16 protein-coding genes and 1 pseudogene are annotated in these 13,826 nt (G+C 35.9%); 14 read left to right on the top strand and 3 right to left on the bottom strand.

All coding sequences use genetic code 11. From position 1 onward, the window contains the following. The first annotated feature begins 155 nt into the window (after positions 1-155). The 10 genes from AC4HCY_RS16900 (at position 156) to AC4HCY_RS16855 (ending at position 8,764) form a co-directional block, all read left to right on the top strand. The gene (locus AC4HCY_RS16900; protein ID WP_323433971.1) at positions 156-842 is read left to right on the top strand and encodes a hypothetical protein; all 687 of its coding nucleotides are present in this window, start codon (positions 156-158) and stop codon (positions 840-842) included. A gap of 254 nt (positions 843-1,096) precedes the next feature. Continuing rightward, a complete protein-coding gene (locus AC4HCY_RS16895) occupies positions 1,097-1,675 on the top strand; it encodes a hypothetical protein (protein WP_323433972.1) in 579 nt (192 codons plus the stop codon). Positions 1,676-2,013: 338 nt separating this feature from the next. Next, complete coding sequence (locus tag AC4HCY_RS16890) at positions 2,014-2,358, top strand: hypothetical protein (RefSeq protein WP_491094695.1); 345 nt, start codon at positions 2,014-2,016, stop codon at positions 2,356-2,358. Between the two features lie 327 nt (positions 2,359-2,685). Beyond that, positions 2,686-3,264 carry a hypothetical protein gene (locus AC4HCY_RS16885; protein WP_491094694.1) on the top strand — a complete coding sequence of 193 codons (579 nt, stop codon included), beginning with the start codon at positions 2,686-2,688 and terminating at the stop codon, positions 3,262-3,264. Positions 3,265-3,626: 362 nt separating this feature from the next. Continuing rightward, the gene (locus tag AC4HCY_RS16880; RefSeq protein WP_323433976.1) at positions 3,627-3,824 is read left to right on the top strand and encodes a DUF2281 domain-containing protein; all 198 of its coding nucleotides are present in this window, start codon (positions 3,627-3,629) and stop codon (positions 3,822-3,824) included. Then, a complete protein-coding gene (locus AC4HCY_RS16875; protein WP_323433977.1) occupies positions 3,817-4,158 on the top strand; it encodes a type II toxin-antitoxin system PemK/MazF family toxin in 342 nt (113 codons plus the stop codon). The genes AC4HCY_RS16880 and AC4HCY_RS16875 overlap by 8 nt, the downstream gene beginning before the upstream one ends. 344 nt (positions 4,159-4,502) lie before the next feature. Beyond that, positions 4,503-5,243, top strand: a complete 741-nt coding sequence (locus AC4HCY_RS16870; RefSeq protein ID WP_491094693.1) for a class I SAM-dependent methyltransferase — start codon at positions 4,503-4,505, stop codon at positions 5,241-5,243. A 1,021-nt stretch (positions 5,244-6,264) separates the two neighbouring features. Then, the gene (locus AC4HCY_RS16865; RefSeq protein ID WP_323433981.1) at positions 6,265-6,819 is read left to right on the top strand and encodes a GNAT family N-acetyltransferase; all 555 of its coding nucleotides are present in this window, start codon (positions 6,265-6,267) and stop codon (positions 6,817-6,819) included. 611 nt (positions 6,820-7,430) lie between these two features. After that, positions 7,431-7,763, top strand: a complete 333-nt coding sequence (locus AC4HCY_RS16860; RefSeq protein WP_491094692.1) for a hypothetical protein — start codon at positions 7,431-7,433, stop codon at positions 7,761-7,763. Between the two features lie 152 nt (positions 7,764-7,915). Then, positions 7,916-8,764: an MBL fold metallo-hydrolase gene (locus tag AC4HCY_RS16855; RefSeq protein WP_323433982.1), complete on the top strand. Its 849-nt coding sequence runs from the start codon at positions 7,916-7,918 to the stop codon at positions 8,762-8,764. Between the two features lie 333 nt (positions 8,765-9,097). On the opposite strand, the gene AC4HCY_RS16850 is transcribed toward AC4HCY_RS16855, so the two are convergent. Further along, positions 9,098-9,499 (bottom strand): phage integrase N-terminal SAM-like domain-containing protein, encoded by a 402-nt coding sequence (locus tag AC4HCY_RS16850; RefSeq protein WP_491094691.1) that lies wholly within the window; start codon positions 9,497-9,499, stop codon positions 9,098-9,100. Between the two features lie 347 nt (positions 9,500-9,846). On the opposite strand from AC4HCY_RS16850, the gene AC4HCY_RS16845 reads away from it, so the two are divergent. Together AC4HCY_RS16845 and AC4HCY_RS16840 are read left to right on the top strand one after the other, a co-directional pair. Further along, a complete protein-coding gene (locus AC4HCY_RS16845) occupies positions 9,847-10,026 on the top strand; it encodes a hypothetical protein (RefSeq protein ID WP_255227450.1) in 180 nt (59 codons plus the stop codon). Then, positions 10,020-10,307 (top strand): type II toxin-antitoxin system RelE/ParE family toxin, encoded by a 288-nt coding sequence (locus AC4HCY_RS16840; RefSeq protein ID WP_491094690.1) that lies wholly within the window; start codon positions 10,020-10,022, stop codon positions 10,305-10,307. Before AC4HCY_RS16845 ends, AC4HCY_RS16840 begins: the two co-directional genes overlap by 7 nt. 330 nt (positions 10,308-10,637) lie before the next feature. On the opposite strand, the pseudogene AC4HCY_RS16835 reads toward AC4HCY_RS16840, so the two are convergent. Next, positions 10,638-10,826 (bottom strand): annotated as a pseudogene (locus AC4HCY_RS16835) (IS110 family transposase); the annotation flags it as partial. A 127-nt stretch (positions 10,827-10,953) separates the two neighbouring features. Between AC4HCY_RS16835 and AC4HCY_RS16830 the strand changes: the two are divergent. Further along, positions 10,954-11,505 (top strand): class I SAM-dependent methyltransferase, encoded by a 552-nt coding sequence (locus tag AC4HCY_RS16830; RefSeq protein ID WP_491094689.1) that lies wholly within the window; start codon positions 10,954-10,956, stop codon positions 11,503-11,505. Between the two features lie 296 nt (positions 11,506-11,801). Next, complete coding sequence (locus AC4HCY_RS16825; RefSeq protein WP_323433448.1) at positions 11,802-12,020, top strand: DUF2700 domain-containing protein; 219 nt, start codon at positions 11,802-11,804, stop codon at positions 12,018-12,020. A gap of 442 nt (positions 12,021-12,462) precedes the next feature. On the opposite strand, the gene AC4HCY_RS16820 is transcribed toward AC4HCY_RS16825, so the two are convergent. Beyond that, positions 12,463-13,758 carry an IS110 family RNA-guided transposase gene (locus AC4HCY_RS16820; RefSeq protein WP_491094688.1) on the bottom strand — a complete coding sequence of 432 codons (1,296 nt, stop codon included), beginning with the start codon at positions 13,756-13,758 and terminating at the stop codon, positions 12,463-12,465. Positions 13,759-13,826 lie beyond the last annotated feature (68 nt).

The raw sequence follows: 13,826 nt of genomic DNA, 5'->3' as shown, positions 1-13,826 counted from the left end.
ATACGTACTATAAAAATTAATGCGACAACTTACTTGACAAGCTCCGGCACCGCCATGAAGTAGGGCTTCGCGGGTCCAGTTCAGGAATGTCGGGAATAGCAAGACGTTATGCAAAATATGAGTCCTATAGAATGTATACTGAGGAGGGTATAAATATGGAAGTTAAAGTAATATTTTATCATGTATTCCACGAAATTAACCCTAAAGTTTATCCAGAAACTATAGAATTTGTGTCAAATGTTGATGATAATACAACCATAAAAGAGGTGCTCGATAAAGTAGGACAACCATGTGCTGATCTCTCTGAATATTACTATTTAAGTGGCATGTTTTGTTTTAATCAGAATTTCTTACCATATATAATTAATTCAAAAGGTAAAGTAGAATGGGATATTTCATTTGAAGAAGCAAAAGTGATAGATTTCATTTCTACTCATGCAATTGAAAATAATATTATTTATTCAAAAACAGGATATCCACAAGCTGGAGGTCCTGGTTTTAAAGAGTTAACAGAAATTTGGGAATCAATCTATCCGATAATAGACCAATTTGTTACTGTTGTAGGGTTGGGCACTATTATTATAGGGGCTAGTAAGTGGCTACAGTCACTTTTTAAGAGAAAAGATGTTCCGCCACAATCTTATTTTGACTTAGTTTATTCAAGAAATGAATGGAATCATAATGAATTTGCAGAATTATTAGATATAAGTAGAGAAGATGCAAAACATTTACTTAAATTATTTGGATATGAATATGATAAATATAAGATGATGTTTGTTCAACAATCTATTTCACTTCAACTTAGAGAAAAGCTATCAAAGATTAATATTTTAGATATATGAAACGACTCATACTTCACATAACACGTATATTCCTGATACCGAGACCCTAAGAGACATTGCTCTAAGGGTCTCGGTATCAGGAATATCAAAACGTTCTACGAAATGGGGGGTAGGGGGCCGCGCCGTCCAGGCGCGGATTTTGAAAGAAAAGCCTTCGAAGTGTTGAACTGGGGAAAAGGCTTTGGAGCCTTAAATATTTCACGTTTGTTTAAAGAGGGAACTACTGATTAATTATATAATGGGGGGAAAATAAAGTGGCAAGAGTTTATGGAATTAAAAAGCGATTGGAGCAAAATAATATTGACAAGAAACTTATACGGGAAATTATCGGGAACGAAGATTTAGTAGAAGTCATTACACGGATGGAAACTTTACTTGATTCTAATATGATGTATGAAAGTTTGGATTCTTGTGCTTGTTTGGGTGGCAAAGAATATCTGAAAAAATGTGAAAAAATCGGTAAAGAATTGACTGGCAAATCTCTAAACGAAAAAATACTACATCTTAATAGTAGGATTTTTGCTTCCGAAAGTATATCCTTAAATAATGACGGGACTCTAACTGCGGTAATGGTTTACAAAAACAATGATAAGTATTCGTGCGTTTGTTCAGCCACCGTTTGTAAAGATGTGAAAGTTTCAGACCTTGCTCTATCAAAAAACAATTCTGATGACCGTGACATGCCTTTATCATACTGTTTATGCTGTGCTGGGTCATTTCGCCGCCATTTACAATTAATGTTAGATGTTAAACTGAAAACAAAGAAAATTATTTCGTCTCCGATTAACAGTCGAGGTGAAAAACCATGTGAATTTATTTTAGAATTTAATTAATACAGCTTCGACTAATCTTAACTTTGCGTAGAAGTGCTTTGGTAAAGTGATTGTCAGGGGAACCGGCGTCCGTGCCGAGTTCTAGCTTCGCGGTGCCCCCCACTTCGTAGAACGATGCTTCTCCGCAAGGGCAAGCATGAAGAATGGCTATGTAGTAGGAACATGGGGTCATCCTGCCCACATCCTCTCACTGGGTGCGAGTACCGCCTACGAAGAAGGGCTTTGTAAGTCCGGTTTGAGGATGTCGGAGAAGCGGGCCGTTAATTGAAATCTTCGGTATCACTAGATTGTATGTTAATCATTAAAAAATCATATGTGCTTTAGGGGGTTGTAATTAGATGAAGAATATGTTTGCTAAAAATACACATGTTCTTTACATGATTATTTTATTAAGTCTTGGATTTATACTATATAACTATACAACAGCTGGATTACATTTGAAATCGGGCAAACCAATTATTAATGTCTATCATTATGTAAGTAGTGATTATGGTTTTCAAGATATTGAAGTTCCTCAGAAAGGCAGAATATTAGAACAAGTTGAGGAGAACTTTACAGAATATATATCTAATAACAATTTAACTAATGTGGAATTGAAAATAGCTACAAAGCCTAATAGGTGGGATGATTTAGAGCATCGTAGATGGGAATATGAATATATGGAAATGCCAGACAATAAATGATTTTTAATTATAACTAAAAGCAGATCAGATTGAATGATGTATATAAATTGTTGATAATAAGACTTAACAGTCAGACTTCACATAACAAAGTACTCCTGTTCGCTACGCATATTGCCCAACCTAAGATAAGAGCTATCTAAGGTTGGGCAACATCAGGAGTACGTGGAACGTTATCTTCAATATGGCGGATTGACCGGGCGTCCTGCCCGGATTTGTTAGAGAGGTTTCACTTATGGTTTATATTACTTCATAGTTGTTTGATATTGGGCGATGCATAGATTATGTATATACTATGTGCTAAATACTGATAAGAATGAAGGTGATAAATTGAACAGAGATAGAAATTGGACGGTTTTGTTTATAGGCGGTGCATCAGATATGGGTAAATCGAGTATTGCCTATGAACTGGCTCATTTTTATAATGTGAATGTCATGGAAGTGGATGATATTTGCCAAGCTGTAAAGGCAATGACAACGAGAGAGATTCTTCCGGCAATTCATTATTGGAGTACTGGCATAAACTGGATGGATATCGGTGTAAGCGGAAACGTAAAGTGGCTTATTGACGTAAGCAAAGAAATGATTCCTGGATTAAAGGCAATTGTTGACAACCACATTGAAGCTGATGTACCAGTAATTATTGAGGGTGATTTTGTACACCCTGAATTTGCGGTATCTTTTGAAAATCCAAAGGTAAAATCTATATATATATATGAGCCGGATAAAAATCAAATTTTGCAGAATTATCTTGCCAGAGAGGGTGGCGGATTGCAACATTTCAGAGCGGATATCAGCACCGAGTATGGAGATTGGTTGGTGGATACCTGTGAAAAATTAGGGATTAAAGTGATTGAATCAAGACCATGGGATACTGTTGTAGATAGGATTATAGAAAGCATACTGTAGCGTATAATTCCAACACATTATGAGCATATTCTTTAGTTCGTATTATTTATAAAAAGCATAATAGAGAGATTTTAAGGAGTTGCCCACCACGGCAACTTCTGAACAAGAGGTCGCCATACTAAAGATAACAAAGCATCTCCACAAGGGCGCGACGAGTTGGAGTATGAAGTAAGCGCGCCATATTGCTTCACCGGGTGCGAGCATCGCCAAGGGGTATCCCTCATATGTCCGGTTCAGGGACGTTGCAGACATGAGACGTTAGACGACACTATTGGAAAGTACATTTTATGGTAATAATCTTCTAAATATACTATGCATGGGTTATAATATAATTACAAGTAAGTTTTAAAGGTGGTGTTTCTATGAATACAGCCAAGCAGATACTGAAAAGATTAATTGAAGACATACCAGAAAATGAAGCTTTTGAGGTTATAGATTTTATTAGCTATCTTAAAGTTAGAAGAGAAAAAGAAACGTATAGGGATTTACAAAAAGCAAGTGAAAGCAGTCTAAAATTTTGGGATAATAATATAGATGATGAGGTGTGGAATAATGTATAACCAAGGTGATATTTTACTTATTCCAATTCCCTTTACTGATTTATCATCAAGTAAAAGAAGACCTGTTCTAGTTATTTCAAATTCTGAATATAACGAGAAAACGGAAGATATCATTGTAGCTGCTATAACTTCCAATATAGAAGAAAAGGATTATTCAATAGTGTTTAAAAACAGTGATATGCTCGAAGGAGATATAAAAATTGATTCTTGTGTAAGAGCGGATAAAATCTATACTCTTTCAAAAACCATAGTAGTAAAAAAGTTTGGGAGAGTTAAAAAACAAGTAGTTGATAAGGTAAAAGAAAAAATTGCGCACTTGCTTGATGAAAGATAGACTCACAGTTTTGTGGGTCTATTTTATAATGGCTTAAAGAACATTTGGGGTAGATAAGTGGATTTAGCGCCGTCTAACAAAGCATCTCCACAAGGGCGCGAAGAGCTGAAGCAAGAAGTCGGCGCGCCATATTGCTTCACCGGGTGCGAGCACCACCAAGGGAGTATTCCCTATATGTCCGGTTCAGCAACATTGGAGATGCGAGAACGTATATGTAATTTTAGATAAACAGAGTGACAGCTTAAAGTTTTAATTTTAGTTATATTGGACGTAATTGTAAAATATTGCAACATATTAAATATGTAAAACAAAATAATAAATAGTATTTTGTGGAGGAATAAAAAATGATAAAAGACAGTTCAACTGAATGTTGGAATCAGGTGAATATAGACGAATGGATTGATAAAGCCCAAACAAATGATTTCAGGAGTTATTACTTAATGCCCTACACATTAGAAAAATTGGGGGATGTGAAAGGCAAATATATTCTTGATTTGGGATGTGGCGAAGGTGGTTATTCGAGAGCATTAGCACATAAAGGATCAATCGTTACGGCTGCTGACTGTTCACAAGCTTTTATTGAGTACGCAAAAAATAAAGCAAAAGAAGAAGGCTTAAGGATTGACCATTGTGTTCTCAATGCAAATACACTAAATGATATTGATGACAATTATTATGATATAGTGCTCTGCTCAATGATGTTGATGGATGTTGAAGATTTGGATGGAACCTTAAAGGAAATTCATCGTGTTTTAAAGCAGAATGGAAAAGTATTTATTTCTATATTGCATCCATGCTTCAAAGGGAAGGAAACTAAATGGATGTTAAATAATGAAAATATAGAAGTGCTTGTTTCTGATTATCATAATCCAAAAGAATGGATCGGAGAAATCAAAGGAATGAATGCTCCAATTTTATATAGACACAGGACTTTATCAGATTATATAAAAGCATTTGTCAAAAATAGTTTTAAATTAATTGATATGAATGAACCAATACCAACAGAAGAACAATCTCGGATGTCATCAAGAGTCGCTTGGTTGAAAAAAATACCAATGTATTTGTTTATAGAATTAGAAAAATAAATACCTATATGTAACATAATTCTAAATTAAGTTTTGGCGTCTTTTTTTATTCATAGTAAATTTAAAAATAGCTAGAGCAGACGCAGCTTAAAGTGTAGTAGCTTAACTACATATAACAATACATTCAAGTTCGCTTTGGCTTAATTAGGGTAAAGCCTCTGAAGAAGCCAAAGTACATTCCTTCACCAAGCCAAGTTTGGCTAGGCTCAGGAACGTCTTGAATGCCAGACGTTGCCTGACATCGGGGGTGGAGGAGCACCGTTTATAGTGTGATTTAGTAAGTCGGGTTGTGGAATTTTGTTAGTATGCAATTATAAATTTTTATACAAGTATCGGATTTAAAATTACAGGCATTAACTATGAAATGAAAATATAGTTAAGGTTTTACTAAATTCAAGGGACATGGCTCTTTGATGAGCTGTGGCTTTGTGGGCCTCTCGACATCATGCAAAACGTTAGTGGGCCAAGCAAAGCTTGGCGGTTCTGATAAAATTAAAGTTTCTATCTGGCAAGGGCTAATCACCCACCAGTAGCGAGTCTTGCGTCCTGTCTGGTAACTTTAAGGGCGAAGCGTAGACAGCGAATCCAATAGGCCGTAGGGAAGACCGCACTTCCTGAGACGATTCAGCCCCATCAAATGCACAAAAAGTGGAAGGCGACGCTTTATACATAACGGAAGCGAATATGAAAAGGGCGATATGGTGAGCCCTCGTAGATTCCACCGGGGTCAGAGAGTGTGGCATGCTGGAAGAGAACCGTACAAGAACTTGGGAGTGTCCCTTACCTCCTGCAAAGCAGGTAGGTACTGTCAAACGTAAAGTAGAGGTACTACAAGGTACAGGGAACATAGTACTCTGAGGACGGGAAAGCTGTCTACATGGGAAAGGAGTCGACGGCAGCCAGGTAACTGGCTATCCTACCTTAACGAAGACATGGAGATATCAAGGCAGTTCTTTGTGGGTCTAGTGAGGAAAACAAGACTTTGGACAATGGTATAAAATGTAGAATGAGGAGGCTAACTATGAAGAATATAATATTTGAGTCTGATCGTATAAGGGTACGAACGTTAGATTATTCAGATATTCCAATTATAACAAGATGGTGGAATGATGGTTCACTCATGAAAGATATGGGTTTTATAAATGGTATGGGCATAACTGAATCAAGTCTTTTTTCAAGATTTGAAAAGCAACTCAGTGATGGTAATGCTATATTGGAAAGCAGAATGTTTATTATTACAGATATTAAAACTGATAATGAAATTGGTGAGCTTCAATATGGAGAATTGGATTTAAAAAACAAAAAGTGTAGAATTGCAATTAAGATATCAGAAATTAGCTATCAGGGAAAGGGACTAGGTGAGGAATCTTTATCCCTCTTCATTGATTATTTAACTTCAGAGTTTGGCCTAAATAAAATAGAGATAGATACAATTCATGATAATATTAGGGCATATAGGTTGTATAAAAAACTTGGATTTGAAGAAATCGAAAGAATAAAGGACTATTGGACAGATGACCAAGGAAATAAGCACGATATTATTTTTATGGAGAAGGTAATTAGTGCTGCTTGTTAGGTAATCTTTATTAAGGACAGAGTATTTATTAAACATAACGCTTATTAGTATAACCGGCAAGACATATTCTTTATATCATACTAAGGATTGCTAGAGAAAAGTAATAGCCACATCTTCTAATACCTTGTTGCAGACAGTTAGTTCCTGCAGCTACCTTGTGCGAAAAAGGAATATTATTTATATTCAAGGAAGATACTAATCAAAGCTAATGAGCATAATATGAAGTAAGTAAGTTCGCAATTTTTATATATTACGAATAAGAGAAAATTTGAGGTCGCAGCATCCTTGCTGCTTTTGTCTTTGCGGGGCTCGGCCCATCGTATAACAATGTTTCTGCACAGGGGTGCGGGAAGCAAGGGCATGCAGTAGAACTCTATAGAGCGAGCATGAAGTCTGCCGCACCTCATCCATTCACCGGTTGGCAAGCAACGCTAAGTAGAAGAGCTCTGAAGTCCGGTTCAGGGACGTTGCAGACACGAAACGTTAGAGTACAGATAGTGCATTGCCGCGCGTCCATGCGCTGATTTAAAAGGAATGGTTATAGGATTCTTACTTAGTAATTGTAGAATTATCTAAAATAAAGATTATTTATATTTGGCGAGGTGTATCAGATGACAGATACTGTAGAAAATGAAAAAATAAACTTAAGCATTTTGATTTCACTACTTTTTTTAAGATTTGTGCTGCTTTTTTTATCGCATATAAACTTTATTGATTCTAATTTGGGTTTGATTATATATCTGTTGGGAACTTTTATTTTGACAGGCTTTTTCATATGCAGAAATATTCAAAATTTAAGTCTGTTCAATATTAGTGGCTTTGCAATTTTTCTTTTCTTGTTTTCGCCTGTTTTCTCTATAATATCAGACCTACTGGAGGGACAGGCTTTAGGGGGAGAGCCAGCACACATGCCTTCACCAAGACAAGAACTATCTAAGGTTTAGGCATGCCGGTCATGCAGAAACGTTCTCCAAAACCACACGCAAAGACCTGCGACGCCCTGTCGCAGATTATGAAAGTTGAGTTCTGAAGAAATAATTTCTACTTATTTAGAAATGGGAACTAAAGATTATTTATAGAATGGGAGATTGTCTAAATGAAATTTATTATTACGGGCTCAGGCGGTTGTGTTTGTACACCTAAGCCTTTATGTCAGTGCAATGTTTGTGTTGAAGCAAGAAAAAAGGGCTATCCATATAAAAGATGTGGATGTAGTTTGTTTTTAGATGATATTTCTCTTTTGGTAGATACACCTGAAGATATTGCGATTGCGATAAATAATGCCGATATTAAGGGAATTGACAATATTTTATATAGTCATTGGGATCCTGATCATACCCTTGGAATGAGAATTATGGAACAGCTACGACTTGAGTGGCTTGATTATTATGACAAAATTAAACCTGAAAACCCGATCAATATTTTTGCATGGGCAGATGTGATGTCTGATATTAATCAAATTCGAAGCAAATATGGTTCATTGCTTGATTATTATGAGCATATGGGCTTAATAAAACGTACCATAGTTGATTCCTATATTGAAATAAACGATATTAGGATATCTTTTGTCCCTGTGCAAAAAAGCAAGTCAGTATCTGTATTTGTGTTTGAATCAAATGGGAAAAAGCTTGTTTATGCACCGTGCGATTGTGTTCCTTTTCCGAACGACAATATTATTCAAAACGCAGACATACTGATAATCGGCAATACTTATATAGGCAATGTATTGAAAAACGGTAGAATCATTACTGACGATCACCCCCTACACAATGAATTGCACAGCATGAGCGATATATTTAAAATAGTCGAAACTATGAACATAAAAAATGTTATTGTTACACATATAGAAGAAGATTGGGGTAAATCTTACTCAGATTACCTTGAACTTGAAAAACAATATACAAATTTAAAATTTGCATATGACGGTATGATTGTCGAGTTGTAGATTATAAGCATAATACAAAGTTAAGTTGGTTCATTACCAATATATAATGTGTAGTGAATATTAGGAAATTTTATTAAGGGGGGCGACGTCCTGTCGACCTCCTGGCTACAAGGGACATGCGACTTTACATAACAATGCATGCCCATGAAGGTGCAGATGGGCAAGAGCGTGAAGAATGCCGCACCACATTCCTTCACCGGGTGCAAGCATCGCCAAGAGGTATTCCTTAGATGTCCGGTTCAGCAACATTGGAGATACCAAACGTTATATGACATTTCCTGCTAGGTCGCCGTCCATGGCGGCCAGGAGTTGGAGTTTAGAGAAAGGGAGTGTTTATTTTGAACGGTTTCTTTTTAGGCTTGGGTTATGCAATGTCAATTGATAATATTTGGAGACAGCATTAAATAAGGACAATACCTCTTGGAGAGAGCGCACTATAGGCAGTTTGCTCTGTTTCTTGGAACGGGGAATATTCTTCATATTCCAATCCTTGCTCATCGTAGTTTCATAAAGAAAACGTAAGGTACTGTAGCAACCATTTGCATAAGAACTGCTGATACCTTGGGAAATGACATGCAAAAGATACTGGTGTACCTGCTTTTCTCCCATACGCGCCGGATGTTTTTCAAAGTGTTCCTCAAACCTTTTTACATAAGACGTATAGGCGTAGATGGTTTTGGGACTAAAACCCCTGAGTTGCATGTAGTCTGTCATTTTTTCGATAAGTTGATTCATGAAAATCACATACTTTTAAATATTCACTCTTATTTTAAAGGATGTAGTACTGAAAAAGATAATAAATATATGGGATAATTAGGAATATCGGAACAAGAGCCACCGCGCTAGCGGTTTAGTTCAACAATGCATCTCCACAATGGCGCGTAGAGTTGGAGCATGAAGTAGGCGCGCATATTGCTTCACCGGGTGCGAGCACCTCCAAGGGGTATTTCTTATATGTCCGGTTCAGCAACATTGGAGATGCGAGAACGTTAAGCGACATTAAAAGAATGTTTCATATAGGAGAGATTTTTTTACAATATTAGTATATAATTAAGATAAGATAGCAAATTGGAGGTGGAATAATGCAAGTTTTAAAGCAAGATATTATGAATCTAGTGTCCAATTTACCTGAAAAGTTTGACATGGAAGAATTTATGTATAAATTATATGTTTTAGATAAAGTCAAAAAAGGTCAGAGAGATATAAAAAAAGGTAATTTTATAGCTGTAGATGAACTGCGAAAGGAAACAGAAAAATGGTAAAATGGTCAAAAACAGCTATGGATGATTTAAGACGGATATATAATTATATATCTGAGGATTCAGTAATTTATGCTAAGAAAGTTGTTGAAGAGATAATAAATAAATCTGATTATTTAAAGACTTATCCTAATATAGGCAGGGCTATTCCTGAATTGAATAATCCGAGAATAAGGGACTTAATTGTTTATTCATATAGAATGGTATATCAGGTAGAAAGTGAAGATGTTGAGATACTAACCTTGGTTCACTCAAAGAAAAACCTTGATTTAGAAATAAAATAAAATTTAATGATGTATAAGGACTTGACAGTATTATTGTTTCAAAAATAGAAACTTAATTTGCTAAGTCCTTATTAATATTCTAAAATATACTGTTTTGTTGACGTCGCTTAACAATGCATTGACTTATTGCAGCTTAAGAAATAAATAAAAGTTAGGGTTAGGTTGAAAGATAAAAGCAAGAATGTGAGCAAGCCAAAAAGAGCACCAGTAAACTGCTGCTTTTTACAAATTAATATTGAATATGAGAAATCAGGCTGGGACAGATGGAGGGATAATGACGCAGCCTCCCTTTTTCAATAGTTTTATTGCATTTTTAATATACTGTTCCTTGCGCTTTTGAAATAGTTCCTTTTGTGGAATAAAGCTTTGAGGGACTAAGCCGAATTTGAACAGATCCGCAATCCAAGTGGCGTCTTTGTCATCAGTCTTCTTTCTTCTGATGGCACGAACGTATTTGGGGTTGGCGACAACCACGTGGCAGGATTTTTCCAGAACATTGCAAATGGGAATCCAGTACTTCCTTTAACATAAGTAACCCTCCAAAAAAAATAGAAAATATATAGACATTGACTGAGTATCCAGCAAAGAAAACCTAAGGAATCGCTTTGACAATGATTAGGTTACTTGTTCGTGACGACACTCATTTGTGCTTGAGAAGATTGTTCTGGATTGCGGGGCTGGTGGCTCTAATCCTCCGCTTTCTCTTTTTTATGAATTTGGATATGAAACTTATGGAATTGAAATATCGGAGGGGCAATTAGAAAAAGCAAACCAATTTTGTAAAGAGCAGAAAATGACTTTAAATATCATTAATGGTGATATGAGAAATATTCCATTCAAAAATAAATTTTTTAGTTTTCTATTTTCTTATAATACTTCTGTCCATATGAAAAAGAAAGATTTTGAACTTGCATCTGTTGAATTCTTACGAGTATTGAAACGTAATGGATTATGTTATGTTAATTTTTTGAGTGAAGAATGTAGTTCTTGTGGAATAGGCACCCAAATTAGCAATGGAGAGTTTATACAAATTGAGGATAATGAAGAGGTACTGTACTGTCATTATAAAGATAAGGAGCCTGAAAAGTATTTTGATGGATTCAATATTATCTATAAGGAAAAGCGAATTATTCAGCGGAAGATAGAGGATGAAACATTTATATCAGGATATCAGGATTATATATTAATGAAAAGGTAATAAAAACAGTTGTTATTTGATGGATGAGAATAATTAGGATGGTTGGCGTCCATGCCAACCACTGAAGTCAGCCGCACCACATTCCTTCACCGGGTGCAAGCACCGCCAAGGAGAGGGAGTCTGGCAGTCCGGTTAAGGAACATTGGGCATGCCAAACGTTATACGCCATCGAAAGCGGAGACCGACACGTCGCGTGGCGGAAATGAGAAGTAAGGTTTCAAAGATAAGATTCGTAACTGTAGAATTATGTGTAGTAAAGATTATATATAAAATAGAAAGAGGATGAAATTGAAATCATGGATGAAATGGATAAGGAAAATACAAAGATTAATGATGAAAACAACGACAGTTCTGAAGAGAACGAAGAAGATAATTATTTGGTGGTAGGAATGTTTTTGGGTATGTGTCTTGGGATGACAGTAGGTAATTTGCTTTTTAAAAATATAGGTATAGGTATGAGTATTGGTATGTGTTTGGGATTAGCAATTGGCTCAAGCATTAAACAGAAAAAATAGTTGCATTTGGTAATAAGATTATGAGCATAATGTGTGATTGAATTAATGCACATTCTTCTTAAATTGTGTATTAGATAAGCATGGCTTTGTGAGATTTGAGGAGCCGACGTCCTGTCGGCTTCTGAACAGGCGGGGCCTCCCACGTTATATAACATAGCAAGACCGTTCGTGCTGGGGACAGGCTTTGGAGAAGAGCCAGTACACATGCCTTCACCAAGATAAGAGCTATCTAGGGCTCAGGCATGTCGGTCATGCAACAACGTTATACGATATTGTACACTAGGTTGTTAAATTGTTTAATAGAATTCATAGGTGAAATTATTTAGACCAGCTAATTAAAGTCAACAATTATTTTTGAAAACTTTAATTCTATTTTTGGGTATGACAAAAAAATCATTAAAAAACACAAACAATGATAAGAAAGAAATACAGAAGGAGCCTGCTAAGCTACTTGCTTGTTGGCGTTCTTCAAGAACATTTCCTGGTGTATTTTAGGGTCTCTCACTTGATACTCTTGCTGGTCTCTTAAAATCGCAAATAGATATTTGATAAGCTTATGCATAATAGCAACTAAAGCAACCTTTGCTTTCTTTCCTTTGAGGTTTTCTTGGTAGTATTTAAGCAGGATTTGATTCATGGCTTCTCCATTACGTTTAGTTCTGATAGAGGCCAATGCGGCAGCGTAAAGAGCTCTTCTACCAAGCCTTGTACCACGTTTGGACATTTTGACGCTATCACCTTTAAAATTACCTGATTCATTAACAGCAGGATCAACTCCAAAGAAAGCTACAAGTTGCTTAGGAGAGACGAATTTATCGATGCTGCCAATCTCAGCTAATATCGTAATAGCTGTAATATATCCGATGCCTGGTATAGACATTAACAAGTATATATTCTTAGATAGGGCAGCAGGCATTTCGTCACTTTTGATGAAAGATTGTATCTCTATAAGAAGCTTTGCAGCTTCGGCATCAATGGCTTCAAAAAGTGATATACAAGTAGTAATGGATATTGATAACCTTGATGATGAAAGACTAACAAGCTGAGCGTTTTCAGCACAATCTATAAGCTTAGAATATCTCTTTTCAGCCCATTCAAGACCCTTTCTTGAATGAAGTAAAATATCTATGATATCTTGCTTTGGAGCTGAAAGAACTGCTTGTGGAGAAGGATACTTTTTCAATATGTTGATTGAGACATTCCCACAGATATCAGAAAATAGATTCTGGTATCCACTAAAAGATATGCACAAAGAACTATTAAGCTTTTTTTTAAAACTTGAGCGATCATCAACAAGCTTGTAGTAGTCACGTATTAATAATTTAAGAGTAAACATGTTGATATCTGAATCAGACGAAACCTTGATATCTTCATATTTGCCTAGCCTGGCGATAGATAATGCATCAAATCTATCATTTTTCACTTTCCTAATGCTCTTGTTTTTGCTAGAATTAGTAACAAGAGGATTAATAACGAGAACTTGAAACCCGTTATCCTTGAGAAAGTGGAAAAGAGTTAGATGGTACACGCCAGTGGACTCCATGAAGAATACAGGCTTCATGGCAAACTCTTCTTCCGCTTTTTTTATTTGCTCAATTAAGAAGTTGAAGCCTTCAGCAGTATGAACTATTTTAAAAGGCTTTCTATATTGACTACCATCAGGGCAAAGAACAGCGACAAAAGAGAATTCAGAAGCAACATCGATACCTACAACAAGACTATTTAAGTATTTTGGCATAACAAATATCTCCTTTTCTAAAAATTGAGATAGAGTAGAGATTCCACTTCTATCAATGAAGCTGCAAC

Source organism: Lutispora sp. QWL-02 (genome assembly GCF_058315355.1).
This window is presented reverse-complemented; position numbering and strand designations above follow the sequence as displayed.